This window comes from Methanosarcina sp. (genome assembly GCF_028693135.1).
Classification (GTDB): domain Archaea; phylum Halobacteriota; class Methanosarcinia; order Methanosarcinales; family Methanosarcinaceae; genus Methanosarcina.
On record NZ_JAQUVZ010000005.1, the window covers coordinates 15,126 to 38,129 of the forward strand.

General features: G+C 36.9%; 16 protein-coding genes and 2 pseudogenes. 15 read left to right on the forward strand and 3 right to left on the reverse strand.

Annotation, left to right across the window (positions count from 1 at the left end; all coding sequences use genetic code 11):
• Positions 1 to 76 precede the first annotated feature (76 nt).
• On the forward strand, positions 77 to 820 hold the full coding sequence (locus PHF18_RS03640) for a carbonic anhydrase (protein ID WP_300098457.1): 744 nt from the start codon (positions 77 to 79) through the stop codon (positions 818 to 820).
• Between the two features lie 391 nt (positions 821 to 1,211).
• Complete coding sequence (locus tag PHF18_RS03645) at positions 1,212 to 1,805, forward strand: undecaprenyl-diphosphatase (RefSeq protein ID WP_300098460.1); 594 nt, start codon at positions 1,212 to 1,214, stop codon at positions 1,803 to 1,805.
• 146 nt (positions 1,806 to 1,951) lie between these two features.
• Here PHF18_RS03645 and PHF18_RS03650 read toward each other — a convergent pair.
• Both PHF18_RS03650 and PHF18_RS03655 read right to left on the reverse strand, forming a co-directional pair.
• Positions 1,952 to 2,993, reverse strand: a pseudogene (locus tag PHF18_RS03650) (transposase).
• A 162-nt stretch (positions 2,994 to 3,155) separates the two neighbouring features.
• A complete protein-coding gene (locus tag PHF18_RS03655) occupies positions 3,156 to 5,561 on the reverse strand; it encodes a DUF1616 domain-containing protein (protein ID WP_300098463.1) in 2,406 nt (801 codons plus the stop codon).
• A gap of 400 nt (positions 5,562 to 5,961) precedes the next feature.
• On the opposite strand from PHF18_RS03655, the gene PHF18_RS03660 reads away from it, so the two are divergent.
• The 3 genes and pseudogenes from PHF18_RS03660 (at position 5,962) to PHF18_RS03670 (ending at position 10,224) form a co-directional block, all read left to right on the forward strand.
• On the forward strand, positions 5,962 to 7,143 hold the full coding sequence (locus PHF18_RS03660) for a M48 family metalloprotease (protein WP_300098466.1): 1,182 nt from the start codon (positions 5,962 to 5,964) through the stop codon (positions 7,141 to 7,143).
• Between the two features lie 262 nt (positions 7,144 to 7,405).
• A pseudogene (locus tag PHF18_RS03665) lies at positions 7,406 to 8,863 on the forward strand (IS66 family transposase).
• Positions 8,864 to 9,127: 264 nt separating this feature from the next.
• A protein-coding gene (locus tag PHF18_RS03670; RefSeq protein ID WP_300098469.1) for an IS1 family transposase occupies positions 9,128 to 10,224 on the forward strand; the annotation gives its coding sequence in 2 pieces (ribosomal slippage) (positions 9,128 to 9,539 and positions 9,539 to 10,224; 1,098 coding nt in all).
• 109 nt (positions 10,225 to 10,333) lie between these two features.
• Here the strand turns inward: PHF18_RS03670 and artC are convergent.
• Complete coding sequence (gene artC / locus PHF18_RS03675) at positions 10,334 to 11,170, reverse strand: archaeosortase C (RefSeq protein ID WP_300098472.1); 837 nt, start codon at positions 11,168 to 11,170, stop codon at positions 10,334 to 10,336.
• Between the two features lie 428 nt (positions 11,171 to 11,598).
• Here artC and PHF18_RS03680 point away from each other — a divergent pair, with 428 nt between their 5' ends.
• The 10 genes from PHF18_RS03680 to PHF18_RS03725 all read left to right on the forward strand — a co-directional run bounded on the left by PHF18_RS03680 (position 11,599) and on the right by PHF18_RS03725 (position 22,936).
• Positions 11,599 to 12,435: a hypothetical protein gene (locus tag PHF18_RS03680; RefSeq protein ID WP_300098475.1), complete on the forward strand. Its 837-nt coding sequence runs from the start codon at positions 11,599 to 11,601 to the stop codon at positions 12,433 to 12,435.
• A 1-nt stretch (position 12,436) separates the two neighbouring features.
• Positions 12,437 to 13,453 (forward strand): peptidoglycan bridge formation glycyltransferase FemA/FemB family protein, encoded by a 1,017-nt coding sequence (locus tag PHF18_RS03685; protein WP_300098478.1) that lies wholly within the window; start codon positions 12,437 to 12,439, stop codon positions 13,451 to 13,453.
• Positions 13,454 to 13,523: 70 nt separating this feature from the next.
• Positions 13,524 to 13,976, forward strand: a complete 453-nt coding sequence (locus PHF18_RS03690; protein ID WP_300098481.1) for a DapH/DapD/GlmU-related protein — start codon at positions 13,524 to 13,526, stop codon at positions 13,974 to 13,976.
• Positions 13,973 to 14,998, forward strand: a complete 1,026-nt coding sequence (locus PHF18_RS03695; RefSeq protein ID WP_300098484.1) for a DUF354 domain-containing protein — start codon at positions 13,973 to 13,975, stop codon at positions 14,996 to 14,998. The genes PHF18_RS03690 and PHF18_RS03695 overlap by 4 nt, the downstream gene beginning before the upstream one ends.
• 62 nt (positions 14,999 to 15,060) lie before the next feature.
• Positions 15,061 to 15,954, forward strand: a complete 894-nt coding sequence (locus PHF18_RS03700; RefSeq protein ID WP_300098487.1) for a glycosyltransferase family 2 protein — start codon at positions 15,061 to 15,063, stop codon at positions 15,952 to 15,954.
• A complete protein-coding gene (locus tag PHF18_RS03705; protein ID WP_300098491.1) occupies positions 15,926 to 17,533 on the forward strand; it encodes a hypothetical protein in 1,608 nt (535 codons plus the stop codon). Before PHF18_RS03700 ends, PHF18_RS03705 begins: the two co-directional genes overlap by 29 nt.
• A gap of 42 nt (positions 17,534 to 17,575) precedes the next feature.
• Complete coding sequence (locus PHF18_RS03710) at positions 17,576 to 18,655, forward strand: glycosyltransferase family 4 protein (protein WP_300098494.1); 1,080 nt, start codon at positions 17,576 to 17,578, stop codon at positions 18,653 to 18,655.
• 39 nt (positions 18,656 to 18,694) lie between these two features.
• Positions 18,695 to 19,810 (forward strand): glycosyltransferase family 4 protein, encoded by a 1,116-nt coding sequence (locus tag PHF18_RS03715; RefSeq protein WP_300098497.1) that lies wholly within the window; start codon positions 18,695 to 18,697, stop codon positions 19,808 to 19,810.
• 28 nt (positions 19,811 to 19,838) lie between these two features.
• Positions 19,839 to 20,969, forward strand: coding sequence for a glycosyltransferase family 4 protein (locus tag PHF18_RS03720; protein WP_300098501.1), 1,131 nt, complete (start codon positions 19,839 to 19,841; stop codon positions 20,967 to 20,969).
• A gap of 539 nt (positions 20,970 to 21,508) precedes the next feature.
• On the forward strand, positions 21,509 to 22,936 hold the full coding sequence (locus tag PHF18_RS03725; protein WP_300098504.1) for a flippase: 1,428 nt from the start codon (positions 21,509 to 21,511) through the stop codon (positions 22,934 to 22,936).
• The last annotated feature ends 68 nt before the right edge of the window (positions 22,937 to 23,004 follow it).

Consider the following 23,004-nt stretch of genomic DNA (forward strand, 5'->3'; position numbering starts at 1 on the left):
TTTTTTAACATTTTTTAAATAAAAATAGAAATGCCTAAATAACTTCTAATCTTCACACTGTTAATGGAGGATTTTTATGAAACTTAACAGGATTTTTGTGGTACTTCTTCTATCTCTGTCCCTGACCCTTGCTGGAAGCGGGTGTGTCTCGCAGGGCGAAGGAGCAGAAGACGAAGAAAGTATGGACGCACTGGCTGAGAGCGAGGTTTCAAACATCCGGGCAAACCCTGTGACTCCCTGGAATCCCGAACCAACCGAACCGGTTATTGACCCAACTGCCTATATCCACCCCCAGGCATCAGTAATAGGTTATGTAACAATAGGCGCAAGTGTAATGGTTTCCCCAATGGCTTCGGTCAGGAGCGATGAAGGAATGCCAATTTTTGTAGGGGACGAGACCAATATCCAGGACGGAGTTGTGCTCCATGCCCTTGAGACAATTGATGAGGAAGGCGAACCTGTGGAAAATAACCAGGTTGAAGTTGACGGCAAAAAATACGCAGTTTACGTTGGAGAAAGGGTTTCTCTTGCCCACCAGGCTCAGGTACACGGCCCTGCCTATGTGGGAAATGACACATTCATTGGCATGCAAGCCCTAGTTTTCAAGGCTCAGATAGGAAACAACTGTGTGCTTGAACCGACATCGGCAGCAATTGGTGTAACTATCCCTGACGGCAGATACGTCCCTGCAGGTACTGTAGTAACCTCTCAGGCTGAAGCAGACAGGCTGCCAGAAATTACGGATGACTATGCCTACAGGCACACTAATGAAGCCGTAGTCTACGTAAATGTCAACCTGGCTGAGGGATATAACGCATAAAAACAAAAACTTTAAAGTCGAAATCATTAAAGTAGAAAAGTAAGCAGAGTATAAATGGAACCGAAAAGATACAGGAGATAAAAGTTCAAAAGATGCAGTGGTCTTTTAACTAAAAAAACCTTTCCTGAATCTTTTATTCTTTGCCCGAAACTGCTCTCATTTTCCTGCTTTTGGGCAAATTCACTATTTTCTTCTTTTTCTTGCAGATTTTGTCCTTGTTTATATATGTGAATATTTCCGGGGTTGACTATTCATAATAACGTATTATCAAATAAGAACATACTGTACCACTCATTTCAACAAAAAAATCAATCTTGTAGATAGACAACCAAAAATTAATTAATGGTATAAAACAATATAAATTATGTTTATATGTTTAAAAGTGATCTTTATGATAACGGACCTAAATCTTACATTATTTCATATCATCAATGATCTGGCTGGAAAGAACTCTGTTCTTGATACTACGATGATATTTGCAGCAAAGTATCTTATTTATATTTTTTGTGTTTATCTTGCATATACATGGTTTGCAAAAAATGAGTATCGACAGGAGGTACTGTTTGCCGGATATGCAGCTCTTCTTGGCCTAGGAATGAATTTCATCATTACTCTATTCTATTTTCATCCTAGACCCTTTATGATACCCACCGGGACACTTCTTATCGCGCATGTTGCCGAGTCTTCTTTTCCATCTGACCATGCTACTATAATGATTTCTATTTCACTGATGCTCCTAACATTTAAAGATTTGAGGCGTAGTGGTGCGATATTTTTCATACTTGCGTTTATTAGCGGGCTTGCGAGAGTTTATTCCGGGCTGCATTTCCCTATGGATATGGCAGGTTCCCTGCTTATTGCTTTATTTTCGATCAGTATATTACTAGCCCTGAAAAAATATCTGATACCCATTAATCGAATATTGCTTACCTATTTCGAGAATATTGAGAAGAAGCTCACAAAAGGTAATTTGAAAACATCGTAATAATTTTCTAATATATATCTATCACCTGCATGACCAGGAGCTTCTCAAACAGGGGGGAAGCCACTACTACGAGACGAAGGTTGTCTGTGCAGACGGTGTAAAAAGAGACTTCCTATTCCACAAAGCCACGTATAAATATATAGTAGTTACGCAGTTGAACCGTAACATATCGTTTTTAACACTTTCATTCCTACATTAATTAATTTAATGTGTGGAGGATTCTTTAAATATGCTGTCACTGCCACTCTTATAATTTTCATAGCACTTTCAAACCAGGAGATTCCACTTTTGACTCTCTGTAATTCCATTCTAAGGAAAACTCTTAATGAGAACATTATATGTGCTCTTTGTGACTCTTCCTTTCTTGCCTGACATTTTTCTACACCACAGAACTGCTTTATCCCTCTATGATATTCTTCAATTTTCCATGACTTCTTTGCCAAATCTTCACATTTTGATTCATCCATATCCTGCACATCTGTAACCCAGTGTTGCGTGTCTCCATCTTTTGAAACTATCCGAACACCTTTACAAATCCATATGCTTTGAGATGAACCACAAGTCCTTCTGGAGGAATATCTACTGTTTCAAGTGGCACGTTTCCCTTGTTGTCAGGATTTACCGAACATTAATCTTTAACCTTGTAAGGAAGTGCCATTCTTTCTTCCTTATGGCTTTAAGGTTTTTCACGCTTGCATACTACGTATCAAACAAAACAAATTCTGGATTAAAACCACGTTCTTCGGCTTTGTCAAGCATATCGAGGAAATGGTCATTCTTTGTTTTGTCGTCTTCATCAATGTTATAAATCCTAAAATCGATAGGTATAACGGTTGTACCGTCTGTCCAAACTAAGGTGACCAGACCTATCCCTTTTACAGTACGATGATGTTTTCCACTCCAAATAGGACGAACAAAAGCCATTTCTATTGCATATGGTTTATCTAATGTTGAATCGTCAACAATTAGAAAGCCTTCCTTAGGCTTGACATAATTTTTTACCTCCTCCCATAGCGCTTCCGTGTCTGGAGTTTGTCTTTGAAGTAAACGAGTAAAAGAGTCATGAGAAGGAGCATTATCTACGATTGGATAACATCTAGCGGCTTCAGTACAGCTACAAACGTTAGATGTCGCAATGAGAAAATCAATGTAATCAGTGTCAATACACTTGGGGGAATTGATATCCATAACTACATACGTTTTTGGGGTATTACTATAATATAATTATATTTTAAATGAAATTAACTTTTTGGCATTTCAAGTGCGTAAGTCCTATCCCGTACGTAATCAAAATATCACTTTTATCCAATTGATCCGTCTCTTAACGATGTGCATTAAAAGCTGGCAACTTCAACCAGAGTGATCAACTACAAATGTGGTGTTGCCTTCTAGGTATTCAGAATTCAGATCATAGCCCGTTACATGGACTATGTGATCTCCCTCATTTATTTCTGCCTTTATTCTAGCTTCATAGAAGTAGGCACCATCTGAATATGACAGATAGGTGACATCGACCATCTCATTGGCTGAGACTGATACTGAAGGCCTCGAGTTTAATGTGGTTGAGGGTGTGACTGTGATTTCCAGATCTCCAGTATCGATAATGTTCGGGGTCACCTCAATTTCAAAGTCAGGAATGGAGTTGTCAACCAGAATTTCATCGAAAGCGGAGACTGTCTTTCCAAAGATATCCGTACATATAGCTTCTACATAGAAATGGCTCCCGTGCCTTACAATATAGTTACCTGTCCAGTGGACCCCGTCTGAGGACGTCAGTTCATTGGATTCAGGCTCAAAACCGTCACGGGTAATCAGGCATACAACTGCCTGGAGTGGTACAGGGTATGTCACAGTAAATGTTGTTGCAGTCTTGCAGGGATTGGGAGATATGTCCAGAGTAACCTTAGTGGCTCCAGTATATACTTTAGTCTGAGCATCCGGTTTCTGATGCTCAGGTTCTTCGTTGCCTGCCTTATCAACTGCCTTAGAACGGAAATAGTAAGTCTGGTTATGCTTTCCGGTAAAAGTGGAAGAGTTATCCATGGTCTTCGAAATCCAGGTTTCCCAGTTAATTCCGTCTGTACTGGAATCTATGGAGTAATAAGCGATTCCTGACATGTCATCTGTCCCATTCCAGGAAACGGTAAAGGCTTTGTTGTCTGTGTACGCAGGGAGTTCCAATACACTTGAGGTTGGAGGCACTGTTTCGACAGTATTGGAGTCCGAAACATATGAAGAGAGGTCTGAAAGAGGTTTCAGGGAAACTCTATCCCAGAAAACTTCAACTGGCACGATTTCCCCTGGCAACTGCTTCAAACCGAGTGTTAAGTTATTGTCGCCTGCCTGCAGATCTATAGGGACTTCAAGGTGCTGCCACCCCTCATCTCCACTGATCCCATCTGACCAGACAGTTTCTCCGTTAAGGGTAACATATTTTAGCTGGGGATCTGCTCCCTGAACATTTGAATTGAAATCGTCCATTACATATGCTGAGAGCACAGCCATTATATCTTCTTCACATTCTATGCTCTGGGAAATCTCCCCGATTTCTACATTAAAGTCGGATAGATTTCCTTCATAGGAATTTACCATCCTGTAAGCATAAGAAGAATCCACCCCTGAGCTATTTGCATATGAGCCTGTTATATATTCAGTATTTGAAGTAAAATTCCAGCCTGTTGAAGATTCCATCTCTCCGTTTTCAATCTTCGAAAGCGCAGAGGCATTAGTGTATTTCTCGTAGTCCAGGTGAGAGAAAGCATTATTGTTCTCTATATAGAGATGAACAGACCTGTAAGAAAAATAATTTACTTCTTCTTTATAAAGCGCAAATTCAAGTTTAGACCTGCCACTCTTCAATTTCTGGCGGGTGTATGTAATATTATTCTGCCAGGTCCCCCTGTCTTCTAGGGGAATATTGAGCTCCTGAATTACTTCCCCATCGGCTTTCATCTGGAGGATATAGTTTACACTCTGAAGCTCATGATTTTCAATTCCGACTGTAACATTGATAGGGACATTGATCAGGCTCTCATTAGGATAGCCTTCAGCTTTTCCATCGGGACCCAGAAGATATAGCATTGTAAAGGTCTCCTTTTCCCGAGTCATCTTGGCATATGCAAGCATTGCGCTTGAGATAATTATCGAACCTATCAGGGCAATTACGAGAGCTTTTTCAATTTCCGGAGGTAAGGGCTTTTTTCGGGTTTCTTTGCCGGGCTGGTACTTTAATCCCTTTGCTTTAACTTTGCTCCTTGATCTGTGAAAACGCCTGTTTTCAGCCGAATCAGTAATTTCTTCAGGTTCATCAGGGCTTTCATCAACCTCGTCCGACTGAATGGACCTTATGAATTCTTTAAGAGAAAAGGAGAACTGCTCACTCTCGTCCTTTAATTTTCTTGTAAAAATTGCAAGAATGCTGAAGAAAGTCGTGATCCCAAGAATGGATACAACTATTGGGGCAGGACGATAACCCCAGGGAAGCAGGCTTATTAAAAAGCCGTCAAAAACTGTGAGTATAAGGCTGAAGCCGACACTTAAGGTGAAACGTTCTATCCCGCTGATCTCTTTATTACTCGGGAAGAGTGCAGATATAAAAGCATAGCCTGGAACGAAAAAAAAGAGGGACAGGGCTATAGGGATCCTGAGAAAAGTTTCATTGAAGGGGGGAACAAGTACAAAGACAGCCCCCAAACATGAAAGAAAAGTAACTGCAAGCAAATCATCTACAAAAACACATTTTTTTAAGTGTGACATTCTACTGTGTAATAATTCCTCAAAAGATATAACGTTTTCCTAATTTTGAAAAACGCCTGTCCAGCGACTTTAGAATTTATGGGTAAGAACATGAAACCTGTACTTTAAGCCTGTAGTTTTATAATGTATACTTAAATAGTCAAAAAACAAACTGGTATAATTATTTATACAGAGTGCTAGATAATCACTTTTCACTAAAATGTTGTTTGAGGATTCATCTGGAGGTTTTGATTCGAAAATAATTTACTTTTTTGAGAATTACTGCCTATAATTTATAAGTTAGGTATTAATCAAACAGATATCTCAGGATTCATGGTTATTATTCTCACATCAATAACTTTTTGTGGTAGAAATTATAATATTAACAGCAACACACTAAAAAAAGTTCGGGGGTATATAAATGGCTGGATTTGGAGTGCCTGAATCTCTTGATTTTTCTTCAGCTTTATCAGGCTGGCTTACAATAGAAGTTATTTTGTTTATTGCAGTAACTGCAATCTTGGGATTTCTCCTTTATGCTTATATATATTTTTCAAGCAGCAAATGGATTCTCAAATGGTACGGAGCACAGAAGATTCAAAAAAGTGAAAAACCTCTGTTGTACTCAATCCTTAAGGACCTTTCTTCCAGAGCAGAAGTTCATTCCCCCGAGATATATAGCTTTGAATCCAGAATTCCTTCAATGTTTACCGTGGGGCACGCAGGCAAATCCTCGATTACTATTTCAACATCCATGCTTGAGATGTTTGGTGAGCTGGAGCTGGAAGTCTTAATGGCGCATGAGATAGGGCACATAAAAAATAGAGACGTTGGCAGGAACACGATAACGGCGTTTCTTGCAGGCACAATAATGTCTTTTCCGAACTTTGCAATGTGGTGTTCGATGCTCTCAGGCTTCGGACAGCCAGAGGACCCGGCACCCAGATTCTTCAGGTATATAGCAACTGCAATTGCCGTACCGCCTGCAGCACTTCTTATACATCTTACAAATCCGGCTAAAAGAGAACTTGAAGCCGATGAAGCAGCAGTCAAACTGACAGGAAATCCTCAGATCCTGGCAAAAACCCTTGAATTTCTGGAAAACTATATTCCCCTTCAGCCAGTACCCAGCAGGTTTAATCCGGGGCATTTCCACCTGTTCAGCACGCACACACAGCAGGTGAGAGGATACTTATCCATTTTCATATCTATGTTTGATACACATCCCGAAACCGGAGACCGAGTTACACGTATCCTCAACCACTTGACATATTCTAAAGACGATAACATAAGTGATAAGCGCTCAAGGGTCCCTGGCTTTTTTGATGTGAAAAACTGGAGGCTTGCAATAAGAATCAGCTTTGTATCATACATGGCGTTTTTGTTTGTGATTATAGTTGTGGTTACTTTTGTAAGAAAAGATTTCGACTTCATGATTATTGGAGTTATTACTGGAGTATACACTGAAATAGTTTTTCTGCTTATGGGAACTACTGCGAAAGTTTCCAAAAGAAGGAGTTATTTGAAAAACTCTTCCCCAACCCGTAAAAGAATTTTTTTGAACTCTATGCAAATTTTCAAGCATTTAATAAAAAAAGGGTAAACATCTGAGGATAAAACCTCTGTTCTCTTCACCTGCAGCCACTTTACCCATAGAATAAAATCGAACGTAAAAAGGAAAAGCAACGAGATACTTTAAAGAAAAAATAATTTGAGAGTCTCTTATAACTTGAGAGTCTATGCACGAATAATGGCTCTTCGCTATTTCGAGGATAATTGTAACTATTCAGCCATACCTTTAGTAAAAGCAATTTTCCTCTTTCCGAGGAAAAATTGCATATAAAATAACCCTCTTTTTCAACATCATGCTTACACGTGAAGAGATCCTTGGAATCTATGAAGCTGGTCCTGAAGCAGTTATTGCTGTAATTCAGAGACTTGATTATATCATAGAGAAACAAGCTTCTCAGATTGCTGAACTTGAAGAACGTGTAAGAGTTTTAGAGGCTCGTTTGAATCAAAACAGCCAAAATAGCAGTAAACCTCCTTCTACTGATGTTTTTTGTAATGAAAAACCTAAACCTAAGGGTCTCCGCAAGAGTAGCGGCAAAAAAGCTGGTGGCCAAAAAGGTCATCCTGGAAAGACTTTTGAAATGGTTGAAAACCCTGATTAGGTCATAGTCCATTCACCGGACTGCTGCGAAAATTGTGGTCATCATCTTGAAGATACTGAAGTTGATGACTATGAACGCAGGCAAGAAGCTGAAATTCCTCCTGCAAAAATCATAATTACTGAACATCGTTGTGAAATCAAGAAGTGTCCTCACTGTGGGAAAGTTAACAACGGCTCTTTTCCAGAGTCTATAAAATTCCCAATTCAATATGGACCTCGTCTTTTAGCCTCAATTATGTATTTTAGGAACTATCAATTGATTCCTTATGAAAGAACTTGTGATTTAGTAGAGGATGTCTACGGTATACGTATCAGCCCAGCTACCATAAAAAGAGCGGAAAAGGAATGTTTCCAGAACCTGGAACTTTTTGAAAAAGCTGTTATGGAACGTCTATTAGTTTCCCATTCTGCACATTGTGATGAGACAGGGATGAGAATTTTAGGGACGAAATGGTGGCTTCATGTAGTATCAAACAGTCTGTGGACCTACTATTTTGCACATCCAAAAAGAGGGACAGAAGCAATGGATGCTCTGGGATTCCTTCCACAATACAAGGGAGTAGCAGTTCATGATGGACTTGCTTCATACAACAAGTATGGATGTGAACATGCTCTGTGCAACGCTCATCTTAAACGGGAACTTACTGGGATTGAAGAAAATTTTAAGCAGCAATGGGCTAAAAAGATAAATGAACTCCTCAGTGAGATGAAAAAATATACTGATGAATGCAGACAGATGGAAATTCCAATAGATCCAGAAAAAGTAAGGGAATTCGAGGAAGTATACGATGCAATAATTCAAGAAGGAATCGAGGAAAATCCACCACCTGATACCTCAAAAGATCAGGTGAAAAAGAGAGGAAGACCAGCACAAACAAAAGCAAAGAATCTCCTTGATAGGTTCATAATACACAAGGAACCGATTCTGAGATTCCTCAATAACCTGAGAGTGTCGTTTGATAACAATCAAGCAGAGAGAGATATCAGAATGATGAAGCTACAACAGAAAATTTCGGGAACTTTCCGAAGCATAGAAGGAGCGGTAGCTTTCTGCAGAATTAGGGCATACATATCCTCAATTAAAAAGAATGGCATGAATGTAATGGATGCTATTCTAGCGGTGCTCAACGGAGCACCGCTATTATCCTGAGAATTGCAGCATTTTGCTGAAAAAACATACTTTTTTTATCAGTGGCTGAATAGTTACGGATAATTTATAATCATATTCCATTTTGTGAGCAACACATATTAAATTTAAAAATATTTTTTGTATAAAATCACATACAAGATCGATGTTTATATTTTTGGAACGGTAACTTTCCAACTATACAGTAATTTTCAACCCATACAAACAGCGGGTAGTCAGTTTGTATTTGATTGATATTATATATTATAAATTATGTGTATTATTATTATGGGTAAAAGAGGTCCAAAACCACAATTCACTGATGTTGCCTGTCTGAATAAAGACTGTGAGCTCTATGGTCTTACTGATCAAGGCAATGTTGTTGGAAATGGGACTTACATAAGCCGTGGAGAAAAAACAAGAAGATACATTTGCCGTCACTGCGGCAAAGCATTTTGCGACCATACAGACACTTTTTATCATGATCTTCGCAAAGCTGAACAAACTATCGATTTAGCTCTAAAAATGTCTATGAAAGGTATGAGTATTGCGGTCATTGCAGATGTTTTAGAGGTTCAATCAGCAAGTGTAAAACGATGGTTAGCTCGTGCAGCTGAACAATGCGATAAAGTAAATGATACTTTGATGACCAATTTAGATGTACCCAAGATAGAAATGGATGAGATGTGGGTAATAGTTAAAAAAAAATAGTTCCTAGAATGGAAGTATATGAAGATGATGGGCCATGGATGTGGGTAGCTTTTGCAACAAATTGCAGGTTAATAGTCACTTTTATCATCGGTCCAAGAAAACAGTATGTTGCAGATGAATTAGTGAAGTTAACAGCTGATTGTCTTTCTGAGACTATACCGGTTTATGTTACAGATAGACTTGATTTTTATAAAGTAGCTCTTTTGAATCAATACGGAGTACGGATCGAGTATCCGAAAACAGGGAAAAGAGGTAGACCAAAGAACCCGGAAATTGTTCCACCTGAGGATTTGAAATATGCACAGGTAGTCAAAAAAAGAAAGGGAGGGAAGCTCCAGAAGGTTGTGAGAAAGGTCATATTTGGAGAAGACATAGAGCAAAAAGAGATATCAACAAACTTAATTGAAAGACAAAACCTAACTTTCAGGCAGGATAACAACAGGGTTTCGAGAAAAACGATCGGATTCTCGAAAGGAGTAAAAGAGTTGGTGAACCAAATGAAGCTTTACTGCACCCACTTTAACTTCTGTAGAGAACACGGGGGATTGGAGTATAAAGATGAAAGGGACGTTGAATGTAAAAATACACCTGCGAAAGAATGCGGAATTACAGATTCAAAGTGGACACTACGAGACCTTCTAACATTTAAGTGTTTTAAAACATCAGTCATATAACAATGGACTACCAAACAGCGAAGAGCCCGAATAATAAAAAAGATATGAAATATTTACATAAAGCACTTGAGGTAGATCAATTTTGTCTTTTTTGGTTCTATAAAAAGCTTCATCTTTTTAATTCAATAAAGTACATTATAAATGCTGCAACGGTTGCAAAGATAATCCAGCCTATGTGCGTATGCACCAGCATCATTGTTTCCGACCCATAATAATAAGCAGTTAAATAAAGAACAATAACTCTAAATAAATTCGCTATGTAAGCGACAACCACACAAAACCCGAGCATTTTCAGGGTATTGTTAACGTCCATTTTTTCAATTCGACTGTACCCAAAGACAATTCCAATTAAGAGGAACATGGAGTACAGGCCTGAACAGGGCCCTCCAATGACCACGGTCATCTCTTCAATGCCACTGACCCTGACAGTTTCCGTAGCGATTACCTCCAGAGGAATTCCTGCCACTCTGAGCAGTCCTACAGTTGGAAGGAGTATTAAATAATGGTCGAACTTGTGCAGGAAATCAATGTTAAAGAAAGCAAACAGGGTATAAAATATAAGATACAGTATCACAAAAACAGATGAAATGTACATTCCGAACCTGGAGACGCGCGTAATCTGCGGGTTTTGAAGCTGAGTTCCAATTAAAGAGGCTCCGAAAAATAATGTCATAACATCCAGTGTTCCAAGTTCACCACCGTTTTTGAAGTTATAAAACAGATCGACTGAAACTATAAAAGCCCCTATAAAAAAATACGTTTTCGATTTTTTCAATAATCCAGAATTACCCAGATGCTTGAAATTAATTCTGGTCAACAAAAGTACAGAAGCAAGAAACAGGATAATTCCAACAGTAGTTGAACCTTCGCTAACCTCAACTGCCATTCCTGTAAACATTGCAAGAACTAATAAAATTAGAACCAGGTTCCTGTTTTCATTTTCCATTATACCCCTCTTATCTGCATGCATATATCTGAGCAACTTACTTAAAAACTTTTCTAGAAGTTATAAGCAATTTCCGAGATAACTACTATATAAAATACAAAATAGTAAGGACTCGTCACAGAATAACCTCTGCATATTTCTGATTGTACATCTTAATTTTCAAGATCAAGGTCGCCAATCAAAGTTCCAATTTATAATAAGTTGCAGAGGTTATTTCGTTGCGGGCACTAAGAGATATACATTAAAGGCATAACTTTATAAACTAAAAGGAAATAAATTAGAGGAGTTACATTCTAACTTATAATCGGAGGTTATGAACAAATTGAAGCTCGAAAAAAATCTATTTACAATTATAGGTTCCTAATCCGATAATATACTAAAACTACTAACTAAATTAAAGATCAGGTCAAAAACCGGGGGCGTCAACAGTGAGGGATTTTACTTTAACGAAGTATGAAAGTTTGCTGCAGGCAATCAAAAAAACAAACTACTCTACCTGTTCTGTAGACGATTTTCTCAAAAACAAACCCGGAAAGTGTATCATCCTCAGACATGACGTGGACCGTGCGATAAATAGAAACCTTGCAATGGCTGAACTTGAGCACAGCTATGGAATTAAATCAACATACTACTTCCGGCATATTGAAGAGACGTTCAAGCCTGATATCATTCTCCAGATGGCAGAAATGGGGCACGAAATAGGCTTCCATTACGAGGTTATGGATAAAGCAAACGGAGACCCGAAAAAAGCAATCGAGATCTTCAAAAAAGAACTAGAAGACCTCAGGAAAGTTACCGAAAACGTCACCGAAATAAACACGGTATGCATGCACGGGAACCCCTTAAAACCCTGGTCAAACAGGGACCTGTGGAAAGAGTATGATTTCAGGGATTTCGGGATTGTAGGGGAACCCTACCTCTCAATTGACTACAATAAAGTTTTTTATCTTACTGACACAGGAAGGACCTGGGCAGATTTGAAGATCAGGGTCAAGGACACTATTGATAAGTCCGAAGGTAAGTCCGAAGTAAATGCAAAAGCAGATCCTAAGGCAATTTCTTCTACTGATGATGTAATCCACCTGATTCAAAGCGAAAAAGTTTCCCAGATCTGCCTGCTCGTGCACCCCAACCGGTGGTGCGAAGACTTTGGAGGCTGGACAAAAGAACTGCTGTTCCAGAACGTGAAAAATGTTGGGAAGGCAGGGATTGTGTGGTACAGGAGCAGGACCCAGAAAAAAGATACTATGACTGCGGGGCTTTAAAGTGATTGAGATTACGGAGTCTATTGACCTGGAGAAATGGGAGAATTTTGTATCCAATCATCCGGAAGGGAACATTTTCCAGACCTGTGCAATGGCAGATGTATACAGGTCAACTAAAAACTATGAACCTATTTCGCTTGCTGCAATTGAGCCCGAAAGCGGAGTGATACTTGCAGTCCTGCAGGCGGTCATCATCAGAGACGCTCCTGGTTTTGTTGGGTCAATTTCCTCAAGGTCAATCATCAACAACGGGCCTCTTTTTGTTGAAGGCAAAAAAGGGCTTGAAGCTCTTGAGATGTTGCTCAATTACTACGAGAAATTTCTGCACAACAGAGCAATCTACACACAGATCCGCAACCTCTGGGACACTGAGAACTCGAAAAACACCCTGGACTCTCTGGGATACCAGTATGAGCCCCACTTAAATTACCTGATAGATCTCAACCGTCCTGCTGAAAATATCTGGGGGGATATCCACAAACCCCGCAGAAAAGGAATAAACAGAGCTGAAAAAGTAGGAATTAAGGTTAGAAAAATAGAAACGAGAGACGAAATAAAAGATTGCTATAAAGTAATTGAGGAAACTTATAAAAACGTAAGGCTTCCCCTTGCAGACATCTCTCTCCTTGAAAGCGCTTTCGATAAACTTTCCTCTTCCGGACTTATAGATTTCTACCTTGCAACCCTAGAAGGCGAAGTTGTCGGCTCACGTGTGGTTTTGAAGTATAAGGGCATGGTGCACGACTGGTACGCAGGTTCAAAACAGGAAATAAACTACGTAAACGAAGCCGTTGTCTGGCACATGCTCTCGGAATACGCAGGCAAAGAAAAAGTATTTGATTTCGGGGGAGCTGGGCATCCGGACAAGCCTTACGGAGTAAGGGAATTCAAAAAACGGTTTGGCGGTGAGGAAGTGAATTATGGGAGATATGAGAAAATCCATGACAGGGGCAAAAAGGAACTTTTGAATTTAGGATTCAAGGCGTATAAGAAATTGAATCTGGCACGGGTATTGTGAAGATATTGCTGGGAAATTTGCAAATAATCCGAGTATTGGGGTTTATTATTTAGAATTTAGAGGGTAGGGTATGAAAACGTTAAGGAAATTGAAGAAAAAAACGCTGAAATACTTTGCTAAAAATCTACCCTGCTGCAGCCTCCGAATATTTTTGTATAAAAATTGTGGGTACAAGATCGGGAAGCAAACGTACATTGCAGAAGGTCTAACCGTTGCAGAAAAGCTGGAAGACACTGATAACCTGATCATTGGAAATCGGGTAGCAATCGGGCCAAACGTTATCCTGCTCACATCATCAGATCCAAACGATTCTCACATCAGGCCTTACGTAAAAACCCAGAGAGGTCGAATCTTAATTGAAGACGATGCCTGGCTTGGCGCTGGCTCCATAATCATGCCGGATATCACAATTGGCAAGGGAGCTGTAGTCGGAGCCGGATCAGTCGTTACAAAACATGTAGATCCCTATCATATCGTTGCAGGAGTGCCTGCTAAAACAATAAAAAAGGTTGAGATGCCGTGAACATACTATTTGATATCGGACACCCAAAAGACGTAAATGTCTTTAAAAATGTGATCTGGAAGCTTCAAGAAAGGGGACACGAAATCAAGATAGTGGCAAGAACCAAAGAGAACACAAAAAGAGTACTTGAAGAATATGGGTTTGAGTATGAGGTATGCAAACATCATAAACAGATGGTAGGTAAGGCTTTCGGCATTATCACAAATGACCTACATCTTTATAGAATCGCTAAAAAATTCCAGCCGGACATTTTTGTTAGCCCAGGATCTCCTTATTCAGCTCATGTAAGCCGACTACTTAATAAACCCCATATTGCTTTTTCGGATACTGAAATTGCAGGGCTTGTAATAAAGTTGACATTTCCTTTTACGGATAAGATCTACACGTCATCCAGTTTCTATCTTGATCTTGGCCCAAAACAAGTGAGGTTCAATGGGTACTACGAACTGGCATATCTGCACTCAAGATATTTTACACCAAGCAAAGATGTACTTAAAAAATACAATCTGGACGAAGGCTATATTATACTGCGCTTATCGGCACTTGCATCCCATCACGACATAGGAGCAAGAGGATTCACTTTCAGTTCCGAAGAGGAGTTAATCAGTTTTATTCGGGAGCTTGAAAGATATGGCCGGGTAATTATTTCTTCAGAGACAAAACAATGGAAGACTATCTCTGATTATGAGCTTAATTTCAAACCAGGAGACCTGCATGATATTCTCTACTATTCAAAGATGTGTATTGGCGAAGGGGCAACAATGGCTTCGGAAGCAGCTATACTTGGAGTTCCGGCAATATACGTTTCAAATACTCACAGAGGATATCTTGATGAATTAGAGTCCTACGGACTTGCATTTACTATTCAGAACAGAGAAGAAGCTCTTAAAAAAGCAATATTACTATTGGATGATAATTCTTTGATACACAATTTCAAAGAAAAAAGAGAGAAGTTATTAAATGAAAAAATAGATGTTGTGGAATTCATGGTCAATGAAATTGAAGGCGCATATAGATTATGAAGAGTTAATAATTATTCAATTTCAATAGATTTTCATTAGTAGGGATGGAATAGGAGAACCATATGGTCGCAGAGCCCGATTATATTCTAACAACCCCGTGTAAAAATGAAGAACGTTCCCTTCCGGAGCTTGCAGAATCTATAATTAACCAAACGATAACCCCAAAACTCTGGCTCATTGTAAACGATAACAGCACTGACAATTCTGCCGAAATTCTGAGGGATTTTGAAACTAAATATGACTGGATTCGTGTAATTACATCTGAAGGAACAAAAAGGGATCTTAGTTTTCATTACGCAAAAGTCGTCAGTGAAGGATTGTCGTTAGCTCTGGAGATAACCTCTGTTGATAAAATTTCTTTTGAGTATCTTGGCCTCATTGATGCTGATATGATTTTAGAGAGAAGCTTTTTCGAAAAGATAATAGATAGATTTGAAAAAGATCCCTGTCTTGGTGTTGCGAGTGGTAGTACAGCATATATTGAAGCAGATAAACTCATCACTGAGAAAGGCAGAGAAAACCTACCCAATGGCGGCTTGAGAGTCTGGAGGCGGGAGTGCTTCATAGAAACTGGAGGCTTCCCCATAAGTTACTCAGCCGACTCCGTCTCAAACGTCCTTGCTGTTTTACACGGTTGGGATACAAAAAAGTTTGAAGATATTGTCGGGATTCAAACACGCAGAACCGGCAGTGCTGAAGGTTTATGGAAGGGATACAGGACGAAAGGGGAGTCCGATTATTACAGAGATTACCATCCGCTTTATGCCTTGTTCAAATTTGTGAAATACAGCTTCACACGTCCCTTCTACATCGGAATTGCATATATGGAAGGATATATAAACGGAATCGTTAAAATTCGAAAGAAAATAGACATTCCGGAAGTCAGACAGTACTATAGAAAAAAACATCTTGAAATCGGAAGGTACTATGCAGGAAAATTCAAGTTTAAGCTCTGATGTTCAATATAATCCAGGTAGAAGAACCGAATTTTTGCTAATGGGATTATTGGTAATATTGAACATCATCATCAGAATTCCCAGCATACCCCATGAAAAAGGTTCTGATTCTTTCTTTATACACTCACTTGCAAACTCCATCTCAAATTTTGGAGTTGCACAGTGGTGGATTAACTGGATGTCTGTCTTCGGGATGTATCCTTATTCTTACGCCAGTGCCGTTCCATTTACACTTTCAGGAATATCACAATTGACTGAAATCAGGATGGAAATTGTAATATTACTGTTCTGTGTTATTCTAGGTTTATTCAGCATATTTACATCTTATTCATTAGCAACAGTTCTCTATGATAACTTCCTGCATAGGTTCCTCTTTACAGCCATATTTTCTCTATCTGCAGGTACCTTGAACCTTACAACCTGGGAAATATCAACGCGTGCTCAAATTCTGGTTTTTTTTCCTTTCTTGATATATTTAGTTTTCCAAATAGTGAAATTAAAAGTCAGGTTTGTTCTGCTTTTCATCGCAACAGCATTATTACTGCTTGCAACTCACCATTTTGTTTACATGGGATTGTTTTATTCAGGCCTGATATTTATTATTGCTCTCATTTACAAGGTTAATTTGAGAAATAAATCTCTCCAGATCCAAAAAACCCAGCTCTGGAGCATCAATCTTAGTTACATATATATTTTAATTGTTTTTCTTCTTATACTTTTAATCTTCTTATATGGTAGTAAATGGGGTTTAATAACTTCAGGCTCCAGATACGCCTGGATAATAGACATACTAATGATTACAGGCAGAAATGTAGGGTTTATCTTACCACTTTCAGTTGGTGGTCTTATATATTACATTTTCAAAAAAGATAAGTTAATAGACGAGTGGGCAATTTTGATTTGTCTACTGCCTACATTGATATTTTCATTTAACCAAATTTATGGCTATCTGACTACACATTTCTTCCTCACCTTATTAGGATCCGTCGGGCTTTTTAATGTAATTAAAAATCAGAAACAAAATGGCAAAATTGTAGTTGCTGCTGTTATAATATTCTTAATATTAAATATAACATTCTCTACATTTTTTGCCCATTATCGTTTAGGAATAGGTGGGGGAAATGATGAATGGTATATGAGTGAAGAAACATACACTACAGGAGAATGGATAAAAGAAAGTATTAGTTGGGATAAAAAGGTAGTATCAAATAGCATGCAGGGTGAACGATTGTTTGCGTCTTATGGAGGGAAGCCTGTGTTATATTTAGATGATATCAATAATTATATGAATGGATTTATAAAGTTAGATGAGAATAATATAGAGCAAATATCAGTATTTTCAAAGAGTTATTATCTAGACAATCCCTATGTTTTAAAACCCGGAACAACTACATCAGGCTCGTATAACTGGATTTGTCTACATTCAATTAATAGTGAGAACTCTCAAAATTTTATAGGTGGAAATAATATTTCATATTTTTTTGGAGATATGTATGTAAATAATCCTTTATTCAGTTCATTGCCTCAAAATAAAAATTCAATTTACAACAGTGGAAGAATGCAAATATGGGAGAATTAAACTGACGGACGTTCAAGAATGAACTTAATATATTACTATCCAATGGAAAACGGAGCTCCAGCTGAGGTTGGAAGAAATATTCTTAAAAGGTTACTTGATCATTCGGAAATCCTTCCGTTCGCTGAAATTAAATTATTTTGTAAAGAAAAAAATGTTCATGAAATTAGAAATAGCTTCGATCTGGATGTAATAACATATAAAAATTTAAACAAAATAACCAAGCATGATCTAGTACACATTCCGGTGTTGCCAACAATACTGCCAAATGCTAAATTTTTGCTATATCTTTATATTAAAGTCATAAAAAGAGGAAAATTAATTCTCCAGTATCATGGGGACGTAAGAAAAGAACTTAAATCGAGCTATAAAGATATTATATCACTGATTCATATTCTTACATATATATTTGTCCCACAAATATTAAGAAGCTCGGATCGAGTTATCACACATTCATATTATATGAATGAGATTATAACTAAATATGGTGCAAAAAAGCTAGTTGTGATACCGAATGCAATAGATGAATACTGGTATCAAAAAGAGGCAGAAACTGAGGCAAAGTCAAGTAGGGTTATTGATCACAATAATTTCAATATATTTTATCACGGCAGGCTTTCTTGGGAGAAGGGGGTCGATGTCTTAATTGAAGCATTTGGACATTACGCAATAAACAATCCAAACACAACTATTTATCTCGCTGGAGAAGGACCTCAAAAAAAGCAGTTGAAAGATTTATGCTCAAACTTAGATATAGATAAACGAGTCATTTTCTTAGGTAATATAAACAAAGAAGAAATTGTGTTTTTTTTGAAAAATGTTGATGTAGCAATATATCCATCAAGATTTGATAATTTTCCTCTGGCTGTCCTTGAAGCTCTAGCATGCGCTAATTGTCCTGTGTATTTCTCAAAAAATATAGGTATTTACGACTTTGTGATTCAGGATGGATTCAAGTTAAATTCTTTTGAACTAGATGTTGAAAATTTAATTAAGGTGTTGGATTCAGCTTCTTGTAGCACGAATAAAAACGTAGTAAATCAACAGATACAATTTGCAATAAATTACACATGGGATCGAGTGATACTCAAATATATTGAATTATACCATGATGTTATAAATTAATAACTTTAAAGTGTTTAACCTTACTTTGTTGGAGGGAATATGAAAATAATTGTTGTCCATCCTGCACATATGGATTACAGGCAAGAGATCTTTGAGAGCCTGAATAAAAAATATGATACTACATTTATCTTTACAAAGCAGGGGAGAGGTCAGGAAGGGGTTAAGGAAGAGCAGGCAAGTATTCCTCCAGAATGGAAAAGTAAAGTGTTAAAAAGTGACTTTTTAATTGGTCGAAAAGATATCGCCATGTATCTGAGATTGATTAAAGAACTCCTTTTTGGGAAGTATGATCTCATCCTAACATCAACGAACTGGTATATATGCTGGATAATGGCTAAGGTTCGTGGAAAGAAATTCGTCTTCATGACCGAATTTTGGCACTGGCAAGATACCTCATTTATAAGGAAGATTTTGAATAGATTCACTAAGGTTGTTGTTAAAAATTCGGATTCAATCTTTGTGATGGGAACAAATGCATACCGATCATGCATAGAATTAGGAATAAAAGAAGAACGAGTGTTCATGCATCCGCAGTGTGCAATGGATTATAGTGAATTTCCTACGTTCAATCTGAGGACGAAACATAATCTGGAAAATAAAAAGATAATATTATTTTTAGGAAGAATTGTGAATATAAAAGGTTTGGATTATTTAATCGAATCTTTTTCGAGATTAGAATACGATGAGACAGATGCCTTTTTGATCATAGCCGGAGAAGGACCTGAGCGTACAAAATACGAGAAACTCGCTAAAGAAAGAGGTATTAAAAACATCCTTTTTACTGGTAGGGTCTTAAAAAAAGATATATCGTCCTATTACAGCGCTTGCGATATTTTCGTTTTGCCGTCTATTTTCTATAAACAGTCATATGAGCCCTGGGGGTTGGTTATAAACGAAGCAATGGCTTTTAGTAAGCCTGTGATTGCTACTAATGCTGTTGGAGCCAGTGCCGATATGATCAAAAATGGTTATAATGGTTATGTTGTTAAAGAAAAAAATGTAGATAAGTTGTATAACTCTCTTAAAAATGTGTTAGCTAATGATGAAAACATGAAATTAATGGGGAAAAATTCTAGAACAATTTTTGAGATAAAAAATAACTACGGTTCTTTTTCTGAAACTCTAAGTTTGTCCCTAGAACACGCAATAAAGTAACCTAAAGTATTGCTAGAGGTAGGAATTGATGCTCCACAATGACTCTAAAAAATGTATACTCTCTATTTGCGATATATCTCCAACTAAGTTTGGTTCTTTTGAAGAGTTTATCATTTCACTGACGGCGAAATTAAAGGAGAATAATTTTGAACATATAGTAATTTTCAGAGATAAACCTATCAAAAGCGTAGAAGATTCCCTTCTAAACTTAGGTGCAAAGATAGAGATTATTAAACCATCAAATAATAATATATGTAATGTTATTACATTCTATAAAGTTATAAAGAAAAACAGGCCCGAAATTGTTCATTTTCATTTTTATCCCGTATACACAATTGTGAATTATTTAAAATTATTTACTAATATAAGAATTGTATATACGGATCACATGGGTGGTAAAAAAACAAAAACATTTACAAAGAGATCATTACGCAAAATATACTATTTGACGAATTCGAAATTATTCGGGATTGGAATCGATAAGATTATTTGTGTGTCAAATTTTGTAAAATCTAAATATTCAAGAGAATACGGGATAAATTCTAAAAAGTTAGTTACTATATATAATGGAATTAATACTGATAGATTTCAAAGAAAGTATGAAACTAAAAAGATAAAAGAAAAATTCAATATAACAACTGAATTTGTAGTAACGTGTGTAGGTCTAAGAAAAGAGAAAGGTGCTCATTATTTAATCGAAGCAGCACCGGCAATAATCAGAAAATATCCTAATGTTAGGTTTTTCTTAGTAGGTGAGGGTGAGTATAAAAATTATCTTGAAGAGCGTATAAATGAACTAAATATCAAAAATTATTTTAAATTTACTGGCAATACCGACTCTATTGAAGATATTTATAGCATTTCTTCTTGCGTAGTAATACCAACTTTAGTCGAGGAATCTTTTTGTTTTGTTGCAGCAGAAGCAATGTCAGTAGGAACTCCTATTGTTGCATTTGATTCAGGAGCTATCAAGGAAATAATCTACAATAAAGAAAGCGTAATAATTAAAAATTCTAAATTACTGTCTGAAAAGATAATTGAATGTTTCAAAAGTGATGATCTTAATATAAAAGGTGCTAGAGACCATGTGATAAAAAATTTATCACTTGATAAAAATGTCTGTAATCACGTCAAACTATACAAAGATTTATTGAAATAATTTAACTGGAAGAGCTGATCCCAAAAATTAAAACTACTCCTCTGAATCGAATTTAGAATAATCAATCGAGCTTAGGATCATGAAACAGACATTCCGCATATGTACACAGATGTAAAATTTATTTGCTGATTTGCCCACTATTATTCATTAAATGTGAGATTCGTTTATAAGTTACTGATATTGAGAACATAAGCGGCATTTTTGTGGACTTCTGCGGAAAGTGGGATGATAATAATTTTGAAATTGTTATTAATGTGAAGATAAACTTGGTTTTGGGATGAGCTCATACATAAATCTAAAAAATAGCAAGTTACTTCTCAACAAATAAAAGTTATCCGAGATAGTGAACTTCATGACTCGTTTTAGTAGGGACATCGTATAAAACATACTAGTGCTTTGATTCCCAAATAAATCCATTATTTGGTGAGGGATTTGTTGATCACGAGATGGATTTTGAAGTTTAGGTTTATGGATGTAATCTGGAATCGATACACTAGTATTAAATATAAGTGTTTAGTGTTACTGTATGGAGTATGTGAATGAGTAAAGTGAAGCTTATTGCTGAAAACACAGGATTTTTGGTTATTGGAAACGTAGCTTCTAAAGTAATAAGCTTGTTTGCTGTAATTCTTATAGCTCGTTATCTAGGTGACGTTGGCTATGGGAAATATTCCTTTGTTTTTGCTTTCATTTCATTTTATTCTATAGTTTCAGAACTAGGTATTTTGCAAATACTTGTAAGGGAAATTTCTAGAGACCCGGAAATAGCTGGAAAAATGATTGGTAATGCAATATTAATAAAAACTGTCCTTTCAGTCTTAGCATTCATTGCTGCTATTTTTAGTATAAATAAAATGGGGTATCCCGAAGAAACAATAATAGCTGTACAAATTGCAGCTTTAGTTTTATTGGTAGATACTTTTAACACATACGGTGTAATTTATGAGGTAAATTTGAAGATGAAATATTCGATCTTCTTTTTACTAATAAGTCGTCTGTTGATGTTAGGACTCATTGTGCTCATCATACATTTTGATCTTGGATTAAATTTGATCATTTTGGCTACCGTGGCAGCAAGTGCAATTCAGAACTTTTTTACGTTTTTGTTCTCTACTAGATATATCAAGGTGAAATTTGATCTTGATTTTCAAGTTTGCAAATATTTGGTGAAAAATTCATTGCCTCTTGCTTTATCTTCGGTTTTTACAATCATTTATTACCGAATTGATACAGTCATGTTATCCATGATGGTCGGAGACGCGGCTGTAGGCATATATAGTGCAGCATATCGAATATCAGAAACTTTTATATTTATACCAAGTATACTAATGACTTCAATATTCCCTTTAATGTCGAAATCCTTTGAAAATTCAAATGAGATTTTAGCTTTTTCTTATGAAAAATCGATCAAATATTTATTTTCACTTGCTTTGCCTATGGCTGTGGGAACCACAATATTGTCCGACAAAATAATGTTGACAATTTATGGGGATGGTTTTAGAGGTTCTATTATTGCCCTTCAAATACTCATCTGGGCTACAGCGATTATTTTTATAAATTATGCTACAAGTAATTTTTTTGTATCAATAAATAAGCAAAAATTTGTAATGTTCTTTACTGGAGTAGGAGTAATCATTAATGTCTTGTTGAATCTTATATTAATCCCAAAATATGGTTATGGAGGTGCATCTATCGCAACTGTATTAACAGAACTCTCTACATTGATTATAACCTTTTACAGAATGCCACCTGTAATAAACAGAAAAAAATTAATTAACCAAAATTATTCCTCAGTCATTGCTACAATAATTATGGCTTCGTTTTTACTTAGTGGAGTAAAGGATTACCTTGGTTTATTGATAGTAATTCCGTCAGCAGTTATTTATTTTATCTCTTATTATGTGTTTAAAGGAGTAGATGTTGATGATAAAAACATATTCATGAAGGTTTTTGGAAAATACATATGATTTTCGATACAACAGAATATAATATAACTCATTAATTAAGTGGCGAGTTAATAGTATCAATGTCAAAT